General features: G+C 64.7%; 16 protein-coding genes. 11 read left to right on the plus strand and 5 right to left on the minus strand.

Annotation, left to right across the window (positions count from 1 at the left end; all coding sequences use genetic code 11):
• Positions 1 to 8: 8 nt before the first annotated feature.
• Positions 9 to 1169 (plus strand): acyl-CoA dehydrogenase family protein, encoded by a 1161-nt coding sequence (locus EDE08_RS30345; protein ID WP_131872593.1) that lies wholly within the window; start codon positions 9 to 11, stop codon positions 1167 to 1169.
• Between the two features lie 196 nt (positions 1170 to 1365).
• The gene (locus tag EDE08_RS30350; RefSeq protein WP_131872595.1) at positions 1366 to 2178 is read left to right on the plus strand and encodes an enoyl-CoA hydratase/isomerase family protein; all 813 of its coding nucleotides are present in this window, start codon (positions 1366 to 1368) and stop codon (positions 2176 to 2178) included.
• Between the two features lie 199 nt (positions 2179 to 2377).
• Here the strand turns inward: EDE08_RS30350 and EDE08_RS30355 are convergent, their stop codons facing one another.
• The 3 genes from EDE08_RS30355 to EDE08_RS30365 all read right to left on the minus strand — a co-directional run bounded on the left by EDE08_RS30355 (position 2378) and on the right by EDE08_RS30365 (position 5326).
• Positions 2378 to 3130, minus strand: coding sequence for a VOC family protein (locus EDE08_RS30355; protein WP_165936270.1), 753 nt, complete (start codon positions 3128 to 3130; stop codon positions 2378 to 2380).
• A 2-nt stretch (positions 3131 to 3132) separates the two neighbouring features.
• Complete coding sequence (locus tag EDE08_RS30360) at positions 3133 to 3924, minus strand: enoyl-CoA hydratase (protein WP_131872599.1); 792 nt, start codon at positions 3922 to 3924, stop codon at positions 3133 to 3135.
• Positions 3925 to 4120: 196 nt separating this feature from the next.
• A complete protein-coding gene (locus EDE08_RS30365; protein ID WP_131872601.1) occupies positions 4121 to 5326 on the minus strand; it encodes an ABC transporter substrate-binding protein in 1206 nt (401 codons plus the stop codon).
• 279 nt (positions 5327 to 5605) lie between these two features.
• On the opposite strand from EDE08_RS30365, the gene EDE08_RS30370 reads away from it, so the two are divergent.
• A complete protein-coding gene (locus EDE08_RS30370) occupies positions 5606 to 6376 on the plus strand; it encodes a thermonuclease family protein (RefSeq protein ID WP_502700651.1) in 771 nt (256 codons plus the stop codon).
• Between the two features lie 138 nt (positions 6377 to 6514).
• Positions 6515 to 7906: a M48 family metalloprotease gene (locus EDE08_RS30375; RefSeq protein ID WP_245524929.1), complete on the plus strand. Its 1392-nt coding sequence runs from the start codon at positions 6515 to 6517 to the stop codon at positions 7904 to 7906.
• A gap of 279 nt (positions 7907 to 8185) precedes the next feature.
• Here the strand turns inward: EDE08_RS30375 and EDE08_RS30380 are convergent, their stop codons facing one another.
• Positions 8186 to 9514, minus strand: a complete 1329-nt coding sequence (locus EDE08_RS30380) for an MFS transporter (RefSeq protein WP_061882597.1) — start codon at positions 9512 to 9514, stop codon at positions 8186 to 8188.
• Between the two features lie 181 nt (positions 9515 to 9695).
• Between EDE08_RS30380 and cyoA the strand changes: the two genes are divergently transcribed.
• Genes cyoA through EDE08_RS30415 form a run of 7 tightly spaced genes read left to right on the plus strand, consistent with a single transcriptional unit; the run spans position 9696 to position 16636 of the window.
• On the plus strand, positions 9696 to 10856 hold the full coding sequence (cyoA, locus tag EDE08_RS30385; protein ID WP_131872603.1) for a ubiquinol oxidase subunit II: 1161 nt from the start codon (positions 9696 to 9698) through the stop codon (positions 10854 to 10856).
• Positions 10857 to 10868: 12 nt separating this feature from the next.
• The gene (cyoB, locus tag EDE08_RS30390) at positions 10869 to 12866 is read left to right on the plus strand and encodes a cytochrome o ubiquinol oxidase subunit I (RefSeq protein WP_131872605.1); all 1998 of its coding nucleotides are present in this window, start codon (positions 10869 to 10871) and stop codon (positions 12864 to 12866) included.
• On the plus strand, positions 12867 to 13496 hold the full coding sequence (cyoC, locus tag EDE08_RS30395; RefSeq protein ID WP_131872607.1) for a cytochrome o ubiquinol oxidase subunit III: 630 nt from the start codon (positions 12867 to 12869) through the stop codon (positions 13494 to 13496).
• On the plus strand, positions 13493 to 13873 hold the full coding sequence (gene cyoD / locus EDE08_RS30400; protein WP_131872609.1) for a cytochrome o ubiquinol oxidase subunit IV: 381 nt from the start codon (positions 13493 to 13495) through the stop codon (positions 13871 to 13873). The genes cyoC and cyoD overlap by 4 nt, the downstream gene beginning before the upstream one ends.
• A gap of 13 nt (positions 13874 to 13886) precedes the next feature.
• On the plus strand, positions 13887 to 14738 hold the full coding sequence (locus EDE08_RS30405; protein WP_131872611.1) for an SURF1 family protein: 852 nt from the start codon (positions 13887 to 13889) through the stop codon (positions 14736 to 14738).
• Complete coding sequence (locus EDE08_RS30410) at positions 14710 to 16113, plus strand: ATP-binding protein (protein WP_165936269.1); 1404 nt, start codon at positions 14710 to 14712, stop codon at positions 16111 to 16113. The genes EDE08_RS30405 and EDE08_RS30410 overlap by 29 nt, the downstream gene beginning before the upstream one ends.
• On the plus strand, positions 16103 to 16636 hold the full coding sequence (locus EDE08_RS30415; RefSeq protein WP_124162758.1) for a response regulator transcription factor: 534 nt from the start codon (positions 16103 to 16105) through the stop codon (positions 16634 to 16636). The genes EDE08_RS30410 and EDE08_RS30415 overlap by 11 nt, the downstream gene beginning before the upstream one ends.
• A 282-nt stretch (positions 16637 to 16918) precedes the next feature.
• Here EDE08_RS30415 and EDE08_RS30425 read toward each other — a convergent pair whose 3' ends face one another.
• Complete coding sequence (locus EDE08_RS30425) at positions 16919 to 17725, minus strand: CarD family transcriptional regulator (RefSeq protein WP_165936268.1); 807 nt, start codon at positions 17723 to 17725, stop codon at positions 16919 to 16921.
• Between the last annotated feature and the right edge of the window lie 5 nt (positions 17726 to 17730).

Here is a 17730-nt window from a genome sequence, read left to right on the forward strand (position 1 = left end):
AGACGACAATGACCGCTGCCCTTCGTTTCGATCCGATCCGCCTGCCCGAGAAGTGCGAGCAGCTGCGCAAGGAAGTGCGCGCCTTCCTCGCCGAGGAAATCGCCGCCGGCACCTTCGATCCGCACAAGCCCAACCGCGAGGATGCCGACGCGCCGGAATTCTCCCGCAGGGTCGGCGCCAAGGGCTGGCTGGGGATGACCTGGCCGAAGAAATATGGCGGCCAGGAACGCTCCTTCCTCGAACGCTACGTCGTGACCGAGGAGATGCGCGTCGCCAACGCGCCGACGCGACGCTTCTTCGTCGCCGATCGCCAGAGCGGGCCGGTGCTTCTGAAATACGCGCCCGAGCATATCAAGATGGAGATCCTGCCGCGCATCTGCCGCGGCGAGGTCTGCTTCGCCATCGGCATGAGCGAGCCGAACTCCGGCTCCGACCTGTTTGCGGCGAAGACGCGCGCGACCAAGACCGACGGCGGCTATCTCATCAACGGCACCAAGATCTGGACCTCGTCGGCGCACATCGCCGACTACATGATCGCGATCTTCCGCACCTCGCCGCCGACCAAGGAAAACCGCCGCCACGGCCTGACGCAGTTCCTGGTCAAGATGAAGCAGCCGGGCATCAAGGTGAACCCGATTGGCCAGATCACCGGCCAGTACGAGTTCAACGAGGTCGTCTTCACCGACCATTTCATCCCTGATGATCACGTGCTCGGCGAGGTCGACGGCGCCTGGAAGCAGGCGACCTCGGAGCTCGCCTACGAGCGCTCGGGCCCCGAGCGCTTCCTTGAAACCTATTACGTACTGACCGAGCTCGTCCGCGCAGTCGGTCCCAATCCGGACACGCGCAGCGCCGAGGGCATCGGCCGGCTGGTGGCGCAACTCCACACCATGCGGCGCATGTCGGTCTCGGTTGCCGGCATGCTGGAAGCCGGCAAGGAGCCGGTGGTCGAAGCGTCCATCGTCAAGGACATCGGCACGGTCTGGGAGCAGCAGCTTCCGCACCGCGTGCGCGACCTCGCCGCCTTCGTCGAGGAGACCGCGAGCAACCGCGAGACGCTGGAGCGACAGCTCGACTTCGCCATCAAGACCGCGCCGAAACTCACCATCCAGGGCGGCACCACGGAGGTCCTGCGCGGCATCATCGCCCGCGGACTTGGCTTGCGCTAGCGCGCATGGACGACGTTATCGCGGCTCGCTCCGATCACCTCTCCCATAGGGAGAGGTCGATTTGCGCCAGCAAATCGGGTGAGGGGCTGGGCTTCACCGAGGGAGTGAAACCCCTCACCCGGCGCTGCGCGCCGACCTCTCCCCTTGGGAGAGGTGGTTCTTCGCTACGGATACATCGAGTTACGGGAGGCAAAGAATGAGCACCTACAAAGATATCGGCGTCGAGAAGGTCGGGCATGTCGGCACCATCGAGATCCGCCGGCCGCCGCTCAACTTCTTCGACATCTCGCTGATCAACCAGATCGCGGATGCGCTGGAAGAGTTCGACCGCGACATCGAGATCCGTGCTTCCGTTCTTTCCGCGCAGGGCAAGGCGTTCTGCGCCGGCGCGAATTTCGGCGATCCAGCCCGGCAGGAACAGGAGGCGCGCGAGGCTGAGAAGAAAGGCGACCCGGCCGACAGCCTCGGCCCGATCAACCATCTCTACATCCAGGCGGTGCGCATCTTCCGCGCCAGGAAGCCGATCGTCGCCGCGGTGCAAGGCGCGGCCATTGGCGGCGGACTCGGTCTAGCGGTCTCCGCCGATTTCCGCGTCACCTGCCCCGAAGCGCGCTTCTCCGCGAACTTCACCAAGCTCGGCTTCCATCCCGGCTTCGGCCTGACCGTGACGCTGCCGGAGCTGATCGGCAAGAACAACGCCGAGCTGATGTTCTACACCAGCCGCCGCTTCACCGGCGAGGAGGCCTACAAGTGGGGCCTCGCCAATGAGCTGGTGCCGCAGGACCAGGTGAAACCGGCCGCGATGAAGCTCGCCGGCGAGATCGCCGAATGCTCCCCGCTCGGCCTGCTCTCGACCCGCGCCACGATGCGCAATGGCCTTGCCGACCGCGTCATGGCCGCGACCAACCACGAGCTCGCCGAGCAGACCAGACTGCGCGCGACGGAGGATTTTAAGGAAGGCGTGAAGGCGACGGAAGAGCGGCGCGCGGCGAATTTCAAAGGGCGGTGATTGCGGCGGCGTTCCGTATCACTTTGACATCGCCACAACCTCCCCTGTCGTTCCTGCGAAAGCAGGGCCCCATAACCACAGGGAGTAGTTGTAGCGCGAGTTGACAACTCCGAGTCTTCGCCAAACCACTCCCTGTGGCTATGGATCCCGGATCTGCGCTTCGCTTGTCCGGGACGACAGCGGTATGTGTGGCAACCGTTCAAGCTACAACCCGGAACGTCACGCCACCCAGCAGGAATTCATTCCCCGCGACCGCGTGCCCTTTCGCCCGCGCCGCATGCAGCACACGCGCAGCATCAGCCACACGAAACTCCAGCGCGCTCATGATCTCGCTGGCGCCCTTGACGAAGCGGAAGGTTGCGTTGGGCAGCTTCAGTTCGGCATCGCTCGTCGGCGCGATCCCGATGATCCTGCCCCAATGCTCCGCCAGCCCTTCCGGGTCCGGGCTCTGCATCTCCACCGCGGTCAGCGCCTGCGTCACATCCTTGCGGATGAATTTTTGCCAGTCGGGTCCCGCCGGCGGATAGGGGCCCAGACTATCGTCGCTGCCTTCGGTGTGGTTGAACTCGATGAAGGCGGCGCGGCAGTCGCGCGGGTGGAGCTGCACGCCGTGATAGGGCGCATGGTCGATGACGTTGGCGGTGCGCACGCCGAGCGCGTTGGCGGTGCGGGCGCGCTCGTCCGGATCGTTGCAGCAGAAGATCGCCATGTAGCCGCCGCGGCCGCCGGTCTTCTCGATGAAGCGGCCGGCCGTGGTGCCGTCCTTGAAGGGCGCCACCACCTCGAGCAGAATCGTGTCGACCGGGAGCAGCGCGTTCTCCAGGCCATATTTGGCGACATTGCCGTCGCGATAGCAGACGGCAAGGCCCATGATCTCCGCGATGTCGGAAACGACGGGCGCGAGCTGCGGCGCGACCAGGCAGATCTGCCGCAGCCGCATATAGGGCGCCATCGTCATGCGCCCTTGAATGTGGGTTTGCGCTTCTCGACGAAGGCCCTGGCGGCCTCCTTGTGGTCCTCAGTGTCGCCGCAGCGGGTATGATGGATCGCCTCGCCGTCGAAACAGTCCTCAAGCGCCAGATGCTCGGCATTGTTGATGTTGCGCTTGATGAAGCCGAGCGCGATCGAGGGGCCCTGCGCCAGCGACAGCGCCAGCTCGTGCGCCGCCGCGTCGATCTCGGCGTCGGGCACGACCTTCGTCACCATACCGATCGCATGTGCCTCCTTCGCGGTGAGCACCGGCGACATCAGATAGAGCTCGCGTGCCCGCGCGCTGCCGAGCAGTTGCGTCAGGAAATAGGTCCCACCATAATCGCCGGAGAATCCGACCTTAGCAAAGGCGGTGGTGATCTTGCAGGATTCGGAGGCGATGCGCAGATCGCAGGATAGCGCCATCGACAGGCCCGCGCCGGCCGCGGCGCCATCGAGCTGCGCCACCACGGGCTTCGGCATCTGATGCAGGATGCGCGAGACCTCCATGCCGCGGCGCAGATTCGCAAGCTTCTGCTCGAACGGCAGCGGTGCGCGCCCTGCTGCCATCGACTTGACGTCGCCGCCGACACAGAAGGAGCCGCCCGCGCCCTTGAACAGCACCGCCCGCACCTCCGGATCATCAGCCGCGCGCCGCGCCGCTTCGACCAGCCCGGCGACCATGTCAGGGTTGAGCGCGTTCTTCCGCTCCGGCCGGTTCATCGTGATGGTGAGCAGCCCGCCTTCGAGCTTCTGCAGGACCATGTCGTTGCTCATGCGGCGTCTCCCGTTGTTTGTTCTTCTCCGTCATTCCGGGGCGGTCCGCAGGACCGAACCCGGAATCCATTCCTCAACCGTCATTGCTGCCCGATGGATCCTCAGGTGCGCAATTGCGCACCATAGCTCGCGCTACGCGCGCCCCGGGATGACCACCTATTGTTCAGGGCGCTCGTCGTCACGAGGACTCACGCCGTCACTTCTTCACCAGCGGGCAGCGCGACTGCTCCAGCGGCTGGAACGCCTCGGCGCCGGGCACCGTGGCGAGCAGCTTGTAATCGTCCCAGCGGCCCTTGGACTCCGACGGCTTCTTCACCTCGAACAGGTACATGTCGTGGATCATGCGGCCGTCCTCGCGAATCTTGCCATTCTTGGCGAAGAAGTCGTTGATCGGCGTCTCCTTCATCACCTTGATCACCGTCGCGGCGTCGGTCGTGCCGGCCGCCTTCACGGCTTTCAGGTAATGGGTGACGGAAGAATAGACACCGGCCTGCGCCGAGGTCGGCACCCGCTTGGTGCGCTCCATGAAGCGCTTCGAGAAGGCGCGCGTGTCGTCGTTGAGATCCCAGTAGAACGCTTCGGCCAGCAGCAGGCCCTGCGCGGTCTCGAGCCCGATCGAGTCGATATCGGTGACGAAGGCGAGCAGCGGCGAGACCTTCTGGCCGCCCTTGGTGATACCGAACTCCGCCGCCTGCTTGATGGCGTTGATGGTGTCGCCGCCAGCATTCGCGAGCCCGATCACCTTGGCCTTGGAGGCCTGGGCCTGCAGCAGGAAGGACGAGAAATCCGACGTGTTGAGCGGATGGCGCACGCTGCCGAGCACCTTGCCGCCGGTCTTGGTGACGACGGCGCTGGTATCCTTCTCCAGATCCTGGCCGAAAGCGTAATCGGCGGTGAGAAAGTACCAGCTGTCGAGACCCGACTTCACCGCCGCAAGGCCGGTCACATTGGCCTGGCCGTAAGTGTCGAACACGTAGTGAATGGTATAGGGGCCGCAGGCCTCGTTGGTGAGACGGATCGAGCCGGGGCCGTTGAACATGATGATCTTGTTGCGCGCTTTCGCGATCTCACCGGCGGCAAGTGCGGTCGCGGAGGCCGCGACGTCGTAGATCATCTCGACGCCCTGGTTGTCGAGCATGTCGCGGGCGATGTTGGCGGAGAGATCGGCTTTATTCTGATGGTCGGCCGCCAGCACCTGGATCTTGCGTCCCAGCACCTCGCCGCCAAAGTCCTCCACCGCCATCTTGGCCGCGGTCTCGCTGCCGGAGCCGGTGATGTCGGCGTAGAGGCTCGACATGTCGAGGATGCCGCCGATCTTCAGCGGCGGCTTGTCCTGAGCCTGCGCTGCGCTTGCACTCAAGGCAATAGCGGCGGCAAAAATGCCAGGCAAAAGTCTCTTCATCGAAAACGATCTCCCTTTATCGCGCCGTACTCTGATGGCGGCTTGGTTATTGCTCTTGGTTATGGCTGTTCGCTATCGCTATTGCCGCAATCCTGCCGCATGCGCAACAGCGCAGCACGCATGCAGGTGTTGAGAGCACACGATTGCCGCACACGTTTTCCGCAAAGCGGAATGGTGAGACGCGGAAATGCGCCTCCGCGCCGTCCTTGCGAGGAAGACTCTTCGCGGCTCACGACGCTTGAGTTATGATCCGCCCGCAACGCAACCTCTCCGGGTCACGTGACGCGACTGTTTCATCTCATCGTCACATGTCTTCTCGTCGCGAGAAGTACCGCGCTCGCCAATCCGTGCCAGTTCGAATCCCAGGACGAAGGCCGCGTTGCCGCGATCGTCGATGCGCGCAGCGTGCGTCTCGACGACGGCCGCGAAATTCGCCTTAGCGGGATCGAGCCGACAGCGGCGACGAAGCAGGCGCTGGCATCGCTGCTCTCCGGCCGCGACGTGACGCTGCGAAGCGCTGACGACACGCCCGATCGCTATGGCCGCCAGGGCGCGCTGCTCTTCGTCGGCGGAAGCGATACCCCGGTGCAGGCGACGCTGCTCGGCCGGGGCGACGCCATGGTCTCGGCCGAGATCGCGGACAAGGACTGCGCGGCCTCCCTGATGGCGTCAGAAGCCGCGGCACGGCGGCAAAAAATGGGCAGCTGGGCTGACCCGTCGGCCATAAAAAACGCGGAAAGTCCGGACGATATTTTGGCCGAGATCGGGCGTTTTACGGTGGTCGAGGGCAAAGTCCTGTCGGTCCGGCAAGCTGGGGCAACGACCTACCTCAACTTCGGACGGAGCTGGACACGTGGCTTTGCCGTGACTATTTCAAAGCGCACGCTACCGGCGTTCGAAGGTGCCGGCATCAGCCTTAAGTCCTTGGAGAATCGGCGTATTCGAGTTCGGGGCTGGGTTGAGGGGAGTACGGGGCCGCGCATCGATGTGCGCCTCGTGGGGCAGGTCGAGTTGCTGGGCGCAAACGAGCCGACAGGGGTAAGGCCTTAAGGTCAGGCCAGGCACGGGTTAAGCGACGTGGATGGGGTGCTAGAACGGCACGTACGGGTTGAACGCCGCCGCCTGCGGGCGGCGCCGGCCGCGCTGTGCCTTGTTCTGGGCACGGCTGCTCTCGCCGGTTGTGGCGATATGGGCCGGTTCCAGACCGCGGCGACCCCGGCGACCGTCGTGCTGCCGAAGCCGAAGCCCGCCGTGGCGCAAACCCCCGCTACCGAGAAGGAGCACGAGCGCATCCTGGCGAGCTATGGCGGCACCTATGACGATCCCAGGCTCGAGGCGCTGGTCAGCAAGACCGTCGACCGGCTGGTCGCGGCTTCCGACCGCCCCGACCAGGGCTACAAGGTCACCATCCTCAATTCCGGCGCGGTGAACGCGTTCGCACTGCCGAACGGCCAGCTCTATGTCACGCGCGGCCTGCTCGCGCTCGCCAGCGACACCTCCGAATTGTCTTCCGTGCTCAGCCACGAGATGGCGCATGTGCTGTCCAAGCACGCCGCGATGCGCGAGGACCAGGCCCGCCAGGCCGCGATCGTCACCCGCGTCGTCACCGACATGAGCAACGATCCCGATCTCACTGCGCTCGCGCTGGCCAAGACCAAGCTCACCATGGCGAGTTTCTCGCGCAAGCAGGAGATCGAGGCCGACGGCATCGGGGTCGGCATTTCCGCCAAGGCACATTTCGATCCCTATGGCGCGGCGCGCTTCCTCTCGGCGATGGAGCGCAATGCCGAGCTGAAGGCCGGCAAGAGCTCGCTCGATCCGCGCGCGCAGGATTTCACCTCGTCGCACCCGGCAACCCCGGAACGCGTGCAGAACGCGCAGAATATCGCGCGGCAATACACGGCGCCTGAAGGCGCCGAGCGCGACCGCGAAAGCTATCTCGCCGCGATCGACAACCTCGTCTATGGCGAAGATCCCAGCGAAGGTTTCGTCCGCGGCCGGCGTTTCCTGCATCCGAAGCTCGGCTTCACCTTCCAGGCGCCGGAGAATTTCACGCTCGACAACACCGCGCAGGCCGTGATCGGCGTGCGCGAGGGCGGCGCGCAGGCGATGCGCTTCGACGTGGTGCGCGTGCCGGCCGAACAATCGCTCGGCGACTACCTGAATTCGGGCTGGATGGAAGGCGTCGAGAAGGCGTCGACCGAGGATATCACGATCAACGGGTTTCCGGCAGCGTCCGCGACCGCCAAGGGCGATCAGTGGCAGTTCAAGGTCTATGCGCTGCGCTTCGGCAGCGACGTCTACCGCTTCATCTTCGCGACACGGCAGAGGTCGACTGAGAGCGATCGCAACGCGCGCGAGACCGTCAACTCGTTCCGTCGCCTGACACTCGAAGAGATCCAGGCTGCGCGCCCGCTGCGCATCAAGGTCATCACCGTGCAGCCCGGCGATACCGTGGAATCGCTCTCCCACCGCATGGCCGGCGTCGATCATCCCGCCGAGCGCTTCCGCGTGCTGAACGGCCTCGATCGCACCGCCCAGGTGAAGGTGCGCGATCGCGTGAAGATCGTGGCGGATTGACGTGCGCCAAGCGCACGTCATCCCGGAGTGCGCTTGGCGCGGACCCGGGATCCGGAGCAACACATTCCGCTGTCGTCCCGGACAAGCGTCAGCGCAGATCCGGCACCCAGCCACAGGATTTGGTTTGGCGAAGACTCGGAGTGCTCAGCCAGCTCCATAACCCCTCGCCGGGATTATGGGTCCCGGATCGGCGCTCAGCTCCAGACATCGCTACGCGTTGTCTGGAGCTGCGCTTGTCCGGGACGACGAGCTGAGTAGGAGGAGCCGTCCGCGCCCCAATCAGCGCCCCGCGTCCATGTCGCCGGCCTCGCGCTGGCCGCTGAGCCAGAGCGCGAGCAGGGTCCAGAACGCGCCCGAGAGCAGATACGCACCCGAGGCGATGACGCCGAGATTGGTGGCGAGCAGCAGCGCCACCAGCGGGGCAAAGCCGGCGCCGAACAGCCATGCCATATCCGAGGTCAATGCCGAAGCCGTGTAGCGATATGTCTGCCGGAAGTTCGAGGCGATCGCGCCGGAGGACTGGCCGAAGGACAGGCCGAGCAGGATGAAGCCGATCACCATGTAGATGGTCTCTCCGAACGCGCCGGCATCGAGCAGCTGCGGGGCAAAGCCGCTATAGATCGCGATCGCGATCGCCGATCCCATCAGCAGCGATTTGCGGCCGACGCGGTCGGCGATGATGCCGGAGATCACGATCGCGGCGACACCGAACATGGCGGCGACGATCTCGATGATCAGGAAGCGCACCGGGCTCTCGCGGGTGAACAGGAACACCCAGGACAGCGGAAACACCGTGACCATGTGGAACAGCGCAAAGCTCGCCAGCGGCGCGAACGCACCGAGCATGATGTTCTGGCCTTCGCGCGCGACCGTCTCGGAGATGCGCGAGGGCTGCAATTCGCGGCTCTCGAACAGCGAGGCGTATTCTTCCGTCGTCACCATGCGCAGGCGCGCGAACAGCGCCACGACGTTGATGGCGAAGGCGACGAAGAACGGGTAGCGCCAGCCCCAGTCGAAGAAATCATCGGCCGAGAGGAGGCCGGCGAAATAGGCGAACAGCGCGCTCGCCACGATCAGGCCCAGCGGTGCGCCGAGCTGCGGCACCATCGCGTACCAGCCGCGCTGGGAAGCCGGTGCATTCAGCGCCAGCAGCGAAGCCATGCCGTCCCAGGCGCCGCCCCAGGCCAGACCCTGCGCGATGCGCGCCAGCGCCAGCAGCCAGATCGCGGCAACGCCGATCTCGTGATAGCCGGGCAGGAACGCGAGCGCGACGGTGGCGGTGCCGAGCAGGAACAGCGCCGAGATCAGCTTGGCCGTCTTGCCGTATTCCCGGTCGATCGTCATGAAAATGACGGTGCCGATCGGCCGGGCCATGAACGCCAGCGCGAAGATCATGAACGAATAAAGGGTGCCGGTCAGTTCGCTCGCGAACGGAAACACCAGGCGCGGGAACACGATCACCGAGGCGATCGCGAAGACGAAGAAGTCGAAGAATTCCGAGGTGCGGCCGATGATGACGCCAATAGCGATCTCGCCTGGACTGGCCTGGTCGTGGCCATGCTCGCCCGTGTGGAGGTCTGCCATTGCGGGGGTCTGTGCCGTCGCCATTCGTGCGCCCTTAACGTCCTGAAAACCAAAGCCGACCGCCCGGCTGAAGGCCAGGCAATCCGGTTCTGTCTGTCCCAACATTCCGCACTGCAACATTGGACAAATTGTCCAATGTCCGGATTGTTGCATCGCAGCTACCCGTTGCCCCCGCAAAGGAAACTCATTCTCAAAGGCTCGGCCCGTGTCTCGTCTCAAGATCCTGGCGCTACTACCCCTGGCAGTTGCACTCAGCGGCTGCAACTACGTCGTGCTGGCGCCAGCCGGCGACATCGCTGCCCAGCAGCGCGACCTCGTCATCATCTCCACCGTCCTGATGCTCCTGATCGTCCTCCCCGTGATGGCGCTGACGGCGCTGTTCGCCTGGCGCTACCGCCAGTCCAACACGGCCGCTCGCTACGAGCCGGAATGGGACCACTCGACCAAGCTCGAGCTGGTGATCTGGTCGGCGCCGCTGCTGATCATCGTCTGCCTGGGCGCGCTGACCTGGATGGGCACGCATCTGCTCGACCCGTACCGCACGCTCGGCCGCATTCATGCCGACCGCGCCGTGGACCAGTCCAAGGCCCCGCTCGAGGTCGATGTCGTCGCGCTCGACTGGAAGTGGCTCTTCATCTATCCGGGCTACGGCGTTGCGACCGTCAACGAGTTGGCCGCGCCGGTCGATCGTCCGATCAACTTCCGCATCACGGCGTCCTCGGTGATGAACTCGTTCTACATCCCCGCGCTCGCCGGCCAGATCTACGCAATGCCGGGCATGGAGACCAAGCTCCACGCCGTCGTCAACCACCCCGGCACCTACAAGGGGTTCTCGGCAAATTACAGCGGCGCCGGCTTCTCCGGCATGCACTTCAACTTCAAGGGCCTCGACGACACGGGCTTTGACGCCTGGATCGCCAGCGCCAAGTCGGCCGGCGGCTCGCTCGGCCGCGCCGAATATCTCCAGCTCGAAAAGCCCAGCCAGAACGAGCCGGTGCGCCGCTGGGGCACCGTCGATGCCGATCTCTACCGCCTAATCCTCAACATGTGCGTCGAGACCGGCAAGATGTGCCAGAGCGAGATGATGGCGATCGACGCCAAGGGCGGCGCCGGCCATCAGGGCCTGAACAACACGCTGCCGCTGGCCTACGACAAATACGCCCGCCGCGGCACCGCGTTTGGGCCGGAGCCGAGCTTCGTCGCCGGCACCTGCACGCCGGATGCGCCGCAGGGCAAGACCACCGCCTCGATCGCGGCCCCGACCGACACCATGCCGCTCATCGGCGCCGGCCTGAAGCGGCCGTCGTTCACGCCGCTCAAGTCCTCGTCGTTCTTCCTCGGACAGCGTCCGAAGTCAGACTCCTAGTAGAGATCCAGCATGTCTCCTGATTTTCTCAAGCTCATCTTCGGCCGGCTCACCTTCGAGTCACTGCCGCTGCACGAGCCGATCGTCGTCGGCACTTTCGTGGTGGTCGCGCTCGGCGGCGTCGCGCTGCTCGGTGGCCTCACCTATTTCCGCCTCTGGGGCTATCTCTGGCGCGAGTGGTTCACCACGGTGGACCACAAACGCATCGGCATCATGTACATGATCCTCGGCATCGTGATGCTGCTGCGCGGCTTCGCCGACGCGCTGATGATGCGCGGCCAGCAGATGCTCGCCTTTGGCGGCTCCGAAGGCTATCTCAACGCCCATCACTACGACCAGGTCTTCACCGCCCACGGCGTGATCATGATCTTCTTCGTGGCGATGCCGCTGGTCACCGGCCTGATGAACTATGTCGTGCCGCTCCAGATCGGCGCACGCGACGTGTCGTTCCCGTTCCTGAACAATTTCAGCTTCTGGATGACGGTCGGCGGCGCGGTGCTGGTGATGGCCTCGCTGTTCATCGGCGAATTCGCCCGCACCGGCTGGCTGGCGTATCCGCCGCTCTCGAACATCGGCTACAGTCCCGATGTCGGCGTCGACTATTACATCTGGGCGCTGCAGGTCGCCGGCGTCGGAACGACGCTATCCGGCATCAACCTGATCTGTACCATCGTCAAGCTGCGCTGCCCCGGCATGACGATGATGAAGATGCCGGTGTTCACCTGGACCTCGCTCTGCACCAACGTCCTGATCGTCGCCTCCTTCCCCGTCCTGACCGTCGTGCTCGCGCTGCTCTCGCTCGACCGCTACGTCGGCACCAACTTCTTCACGAACGATTTCGGCGGCAGCCCGATGATGTACGTGAACCTGATCTGGATCTGGGGCCATCCCGAGGTCTACATCCTGGTTCTCCCGGCGTTCGGCATCTTCTCCGAGGTCACCTCGACCTTCTCGGGCAAGCGGCTGTTCGGCTACACCTCCATGGTCTACGCCACGGTCGTCATCACCATCCTGTCGTACCTGGTGTGGTTGCACCATTTCTTCACGATGGGTTCGGGCGCCAGCGTCAATTCGTTCTTCGGCATCACCACGATGATCATCTCGATCCCGACGGGCGCGAAGATGTTCAACTGGCTGTTCACGATGTATCGCGGCCGCATCCGCTACGAACTGCCGATGATGTGGACGATCGCCTTCATGCTGACCTTCGTGATCGGCGGCATGACCGGCGTTCTGCTCGCGGTGCCGCCGGCCGACTTCGTCCTGCACAACAGCCTGTTCCTGATCGCGCACTTCCACAACGTGATCATCGGCGGCGTGGTATTCGGCGCGTTCGCCGGTATCAACTACTGGTTCCCGAAGGCGTTCGGCTTCAAGCTCGATCCGTTCTGGGGCAAGATGTCGTTCTGGTTCTGGGTCACCGGCTTCTATCTCGCCTTCATGCCGCTCTACGTGCTCGGCCTGATGGGCGTGACCCGCCGCCTGCGCGTGTTCGAAGATCCCTCGCTTCAGATCTGGTTCGTCATCGCCGCGATCGGTGCCCTCTTCATCTTCATCGGCATCCTCTCGATGCTGATGCAGTTCGCGGTCAGCCTGCTCAAGCGCGAACAGCTCAAGGACGTCACCGGCGATCCCTGGGACGCGCGTACGCTGGAGTGGGCGACCTCCTCGCCCCCGCCGGACTACAACTTCGCCTTCACCCCCGTCGTTCACGACAATGACGCGTGGTGGGACATGAAGAAGCGCGGTTATCAGCGTCCGCTCACCGGGTTCAAGCCGATCCACATGCCCAGCAGCACCGGCACCGGCATCATCCTCGCCGGCCTCGCCACCGCGATGGGTTTCGGCCTGATCTGGTACATGTGGTGGCTGGCGGCTGCGAGCTTCATCGCGATGCTCGCCGTCGGGATCGGCCATACCTTCAACTATCACCGCGACTTCGACATTCCGGCTGAAGACATCATCCGGACGGAGGACGCGCGCACCAAACTGCTCGCCGGAGCCAAGTAAATGACTGTCGCTGTCAACCCCGCGCAAACCGGCGAGCCGCTCTTCTATCTCGCCGACGAACATCCGCATCCGGAAGGCTGGAGCACCTCGCTCGGCTTCTGGATCTACCTGATGAGCGACTGTCTCATCTTCGCGATCCTGTTCGCCACCTACGGCGTGCTCGGCGGCAATTATGCCGCCGGCCCCGCCCCGAAGGACCTGTTCGACCTGAACCTGGTCGCGGTGAACACCTCGATGCTGCTGCTGTCGTCGATCACCTATGGCTTTGCCATGCTGACGATGCAGCAGAACAAGGTCGCGCAGACGCAAGTCTGGCTGGCGATCACCGGCCTGTTCGGCCTCGCCTTCATCGGCATCGAGCTCTTCGAGTTCGCCCACATGATCCACGAGGGTGCCACACCGCAGCGCAGCGCCTTCCTCTCCGCCTTCTTCACCCTGGTCGGCACCCACGGCCTGCACGTCACCTGCGGCCTGATCTGGCTGGTGACGCTGATGGTGCAGGTGCAAAGGTTCGGCCTGATCGAGGCCAACCGCCGCCGCCTGATGTGCCTGTCGATGTTCTGGCACTTCCTCGACGTGGTCTGGATCGGCGTCTTCACCTTCGTTTATCTCCTGGGAGTTCTGCGATGAACACCGATACCCACGCCGCCCACGCGGACCATCATCACCACGGCGACGGCCACGCCCATGGCACGTTCTCGACCTATCTGCTCGGCTTCGTGCTCTCGGTGGTGCTCACCGCGATCCCGTTCTGGCTGGTGATGAGCGGGGCGCTTCCGAGCAAGCAGATCACCGCGCTGGTCATCATGGCCTTCGCGGTCGTTCAGATCGTCGTGCACATGATCTACTTCCTGCACATGAACACGACCTCCGAGAACGGCTGGAGCATGATGGCGCTGATCTTCACCATTGTAATGGTGGTGATCGCGCTGTCCGGTTCGCTGTGGGTGATGAGCCACCTCAACAGCAACATGATGCCGGTGCACCAGATGCCGGGAATGAACTGAGCGAGGCTCCGAAGTGAGCAAGACCCGGACCGTGACGAACAAGCCAGGGGAGGAGCGCAGCGAGGCTGTGCGCGCCCCTTCCTTGTGGCTCACGGCCCTCTTGCTCATCGCCTTTGCAATTCTCGTCGCGCTCGGAGTTTGGCAGATCGAACGCCGGGCCTGGAAGCTGGCGCTGATCGACCGTGTCGAGCAGCGCGTTCATGCCCCGGCGCAGCCGGTTCCCTCGCCCGCGTCATGGCCCGCCATCAGCGCCGCGAACGACGAATACAGGCACGTCAGCGTCAGCGGCCGCTTCCTGCATGACCGCGAGACTCTGGTTCAGGCCGTCACCGAGGAAGGCCCGGGCTATTGGGTGCTGACGCCGCTGAAGCGCAGCGACGGCACGCTGGTGCTGATCAATCGCGGCTTCGTGCCGTCCGAGCGGCGCGCCGCATCGACGCGCAGGGGCGGCAATCCCGACGGCCAGGTCGAGATCACCGGCCTGATCCGCATGACGGAGCCGAAGGGCGGATTTCTCCGGGACAACGCGCCCCAGCACAACCGCTGGTACTCGCGCGACGTCGCCGCGATTGCGGCGGCACGCGGCCTTCACGACGTCGCGCCCTTCTTCGTCGATGCCGACGCCGGATCACAAATCGCCGGCGGTCCGATCGGCGGATTGACCGTGATCCGCTTTCCCAATAACCACCTGATCTACGCGCTGACGTGGTTTGCCCTGGCTTTCATGCTGGCCGGTAAACTCTTCGTCACGTTCGGCGGCGGGCTGTTCCGCCGCAAGCGCTTCGTCCACGAAAGGGCGGGCGGCTCGGATGCCGTCGCCCGCAGGACGGGATCAGATGCTGGAACGATCGTCGAGCCGACCTGACGACGGGAAAATGCTTTCCCAGACGCTTGCGCGTGACGGGCTCGCCGTCACGCTGCAGTCGCAGGCCGATGCGCGCAGCGAGCTGATCGGCACCGCTCCGACCGACGACGAGACCAACCGCAAGAACATGGCGCTGTTGATCCAGCTGCGCTGGACCGCGGTGGTCGGCCAGATCGTGACCATCGGCGCCGTGCATTTTGGTCTCGGCATCCCCCTGCCGTTGGAGCGGATGGGTGCGGTCATCGGCGCGCTGGTGCTGCTCAACGTGTCCAGCCTGGTCTGGGTGCGCCATCGCGCCGCGATCACCAATAACGAGCTCCTGGTCGCCCTGATGCTGGACGTCGCCGCGCTGACCGCGCAGCTCTATCTGTCCGGCGGCGCCACCAATCCCTTCACCTCGCTGTTCCTGCTCCAGGTGACGCTGGGCGCGGTGCTGCTCGATGCCCGCTCGACATGGTCGCTGGTCGCACTGAGCTGCGCGAGCTTCGTCTGGCTGACATTGGCCCACCGGCCGCTCGACCTGCCGCCCAACCCGTTGAGCGAGACCTATACCCTCACCGTAACAGGCATGCTGCTCGGCTTCGTACTCAACGCCGTGCTGCTGGTGGTGTTCGTCACCCGCATCAACAGGAATTTGCGCGAGCGCGATGCGCATCTGGCGGCGCTGCGTCAGCATGCCGCCGAGCAGGACCACATCGTGCGCATGGGCCTGCTCGCCTCCGGCGCGGCACATGAGCTCGGCACGCCGCTGGCCTCGCTCTCGGTGATCCTCAGCGACTGGCGTCGCATGCCGGATCTCGCCGCCGATCAGGAGCTTGCGGAGGATCTTGCGGAGATGGAGACCTCGCTGCAGCGCTGCAAATCGATCGTCACGGGCATCCTGGTGTCGGCCGGCGAAGCACGCGGCGAAGGCTCCTCGCCGACGACGGTGACGGCCTTCGTCACGGCACTGGTCGAGGAGTGGCGCAACGCGCGCTCGGCCCGCACGCTCTACTTCGTCAACACGTTCGGCGAGGACGTCGCGATCGTCTCCGACGTCGCGTTGAAGCAGGTGATCTTCAACGTGCTCGACAATGCCTATGAGGTCTCGCGCGACTGGGTCGAGCTCGTGGCCGAGCGCGAAGGCGACAATCTGGTGCTGTCGATCAGCGACCGCGGCCCGGGTTTTGCGCCGGAGATGCTGGCGCAGCTCGGCAAGCCCTACCACTCGAGCAAGGGGCGCGCCGGCGGCGGGCTCGGCCTGTTCCTGGTGGTGAACGTCGTGCGCAAATTGGGGGGCACCGTGACCGCCGAGAACCACAGGAAGCGCGGCGCCACGGTGCGCCTGACGTTGCCGCTCGCAACGCTCGCGATCGGAGGGAATTTTGACGCCTGACCGTTCGCTCATCGTCGTCGAGGACGATGCCGGCTTCGCGCGCACGCTGAAGCGCTCGTTCGAGCGCCGCGGCTACGAGGTCGTGCTCGCCGCCTCGATCGAGGAGGTGCGCCAGGTGCTGGAGCAACGCTCATTCGGCCACGCCGTGGTCGACCTCAAGCTCGGCGGCGCCTCGGGCCTCGCCTGCGTCGAGCTCTTGCACACGCACGATCCGGACATGCTGATCGTGGTTTTGACCGGCTTTGCCAGCATCTCCACCGCCGTCGAAGCGATCAAGCTGGGCGCATGCCATTACCTGGCAAAGCCGTCGAACACCGATGACATCGAAGCCGCCTTCAACAAGGCCGAAGGCAACGCCGAGGTCGCGCTCGATGCGCGGCCGACTTCGATCAAGACGCTGGAATGGGAGCGCATCCACCAGACCCTGATCGAAACGGAGTTCAACATCTCGGAAGCGGCACGACGGCTGGGCATGCACCGCCGGACGCTGGCAAGGAAGCTCGAGAAGCGGCCGGTGAAGTGATGAAAGCGTCGCGCGTCGTTTGACGAAGACTCTCTCCTCTCGTCGTCCCGGCGATCGCCGGGACCCATACCGCGGAATCTATCGTTGCGATCGGTAGGCGTACCGAACGACTAATCTTCTTCAAATTTCTCCCTGGGGTTATGGGTCCCGGCGTTCGCCGGGACGACATCGAATTTGTTGAGATGCCTTTGCGCAAAGCTCCGGTCGTTCCAGATGACGGTCCCCAAACAAAAAGCCCGGCCGAACGGCCGGGCTTTTGATCTCTTGCGTTCGACGCGGGGCTTACGCCGCCTCGTCGGCGACGGTGGTGTCGTCGCCATCGGTATCGTCGGTCTCACCCTCGGCATCCGCGTCGGCTTCGCCCTCGGCGGCTTCCGCCTTGGCGTTGCGGCGCGGGCTCTTGGCGAGCTGGGCTTCGATCTCCTTGACCGCTTCGGTCTCGGTCGAGTGCTGCACCACCGCGATCTCGCGGGAGAGACGGTCGAGCGCCGCTTCATAGAGCTGGCGTTCGCTGTAGGACTGCTCCGGCTGCGACTCCGAGCGATAGAGGTCGCGCACGACTTCCGCGATCGCGACGATGTCGCCCGAATTGATCTTCGCTTCGTATTCCTGGGCGCGGCGCGACCACATGGTGCGCTTGACGCGGGCGCGGCCCTTGAGCGTCTCCAGCGCCTTCTTGACCAGCGCCGGATCGGACAGCTTGCGCATGCCGACATTGGCGACCTTGGCGGTGGGCACGCGCAGCGTCATCTTGTCCTTGATGAAGTTGATGACGAACAGCTCGAGCTTCGCACCGGCGATCTCCTGCTCCTCGATGGCCAGGATCTGGCCGACGCCGTGAGCGGGATAGACGACGAACTCGTTGGCCTTGAAGCCCTGACGCTGGGTCACGACCTTCTTTTCCTCGACCTTCGGCGCGGCAGCGGGCTTGGCAGCCGGCTTCACCGCAGCGGGAGCCTTGGCAGGCGCAGCAGCAACAGGAGCCTTCGTCGCGGGCTTGGCAGCGGGAGCCTTGGCCGTTACCGGCTTTGCAGTCACAGGCTTGGCAGCGGTCGCTTTCGCGGCCGGTTTGGCAGTCTTGTTAGGCATTGCGC

Origin of the sequence: Bradyrhizobium sp. R2.2-H (genome assembly GCF_004346455.1) — a bacterium.
Classification (GTDB): Bacteria; Pseudomonadota; Alphaproteobacteria; order Rhizobiales; family Xanthobacteraceae; genus Bradyrhizobium; species Bradyrhizobium diversitatis.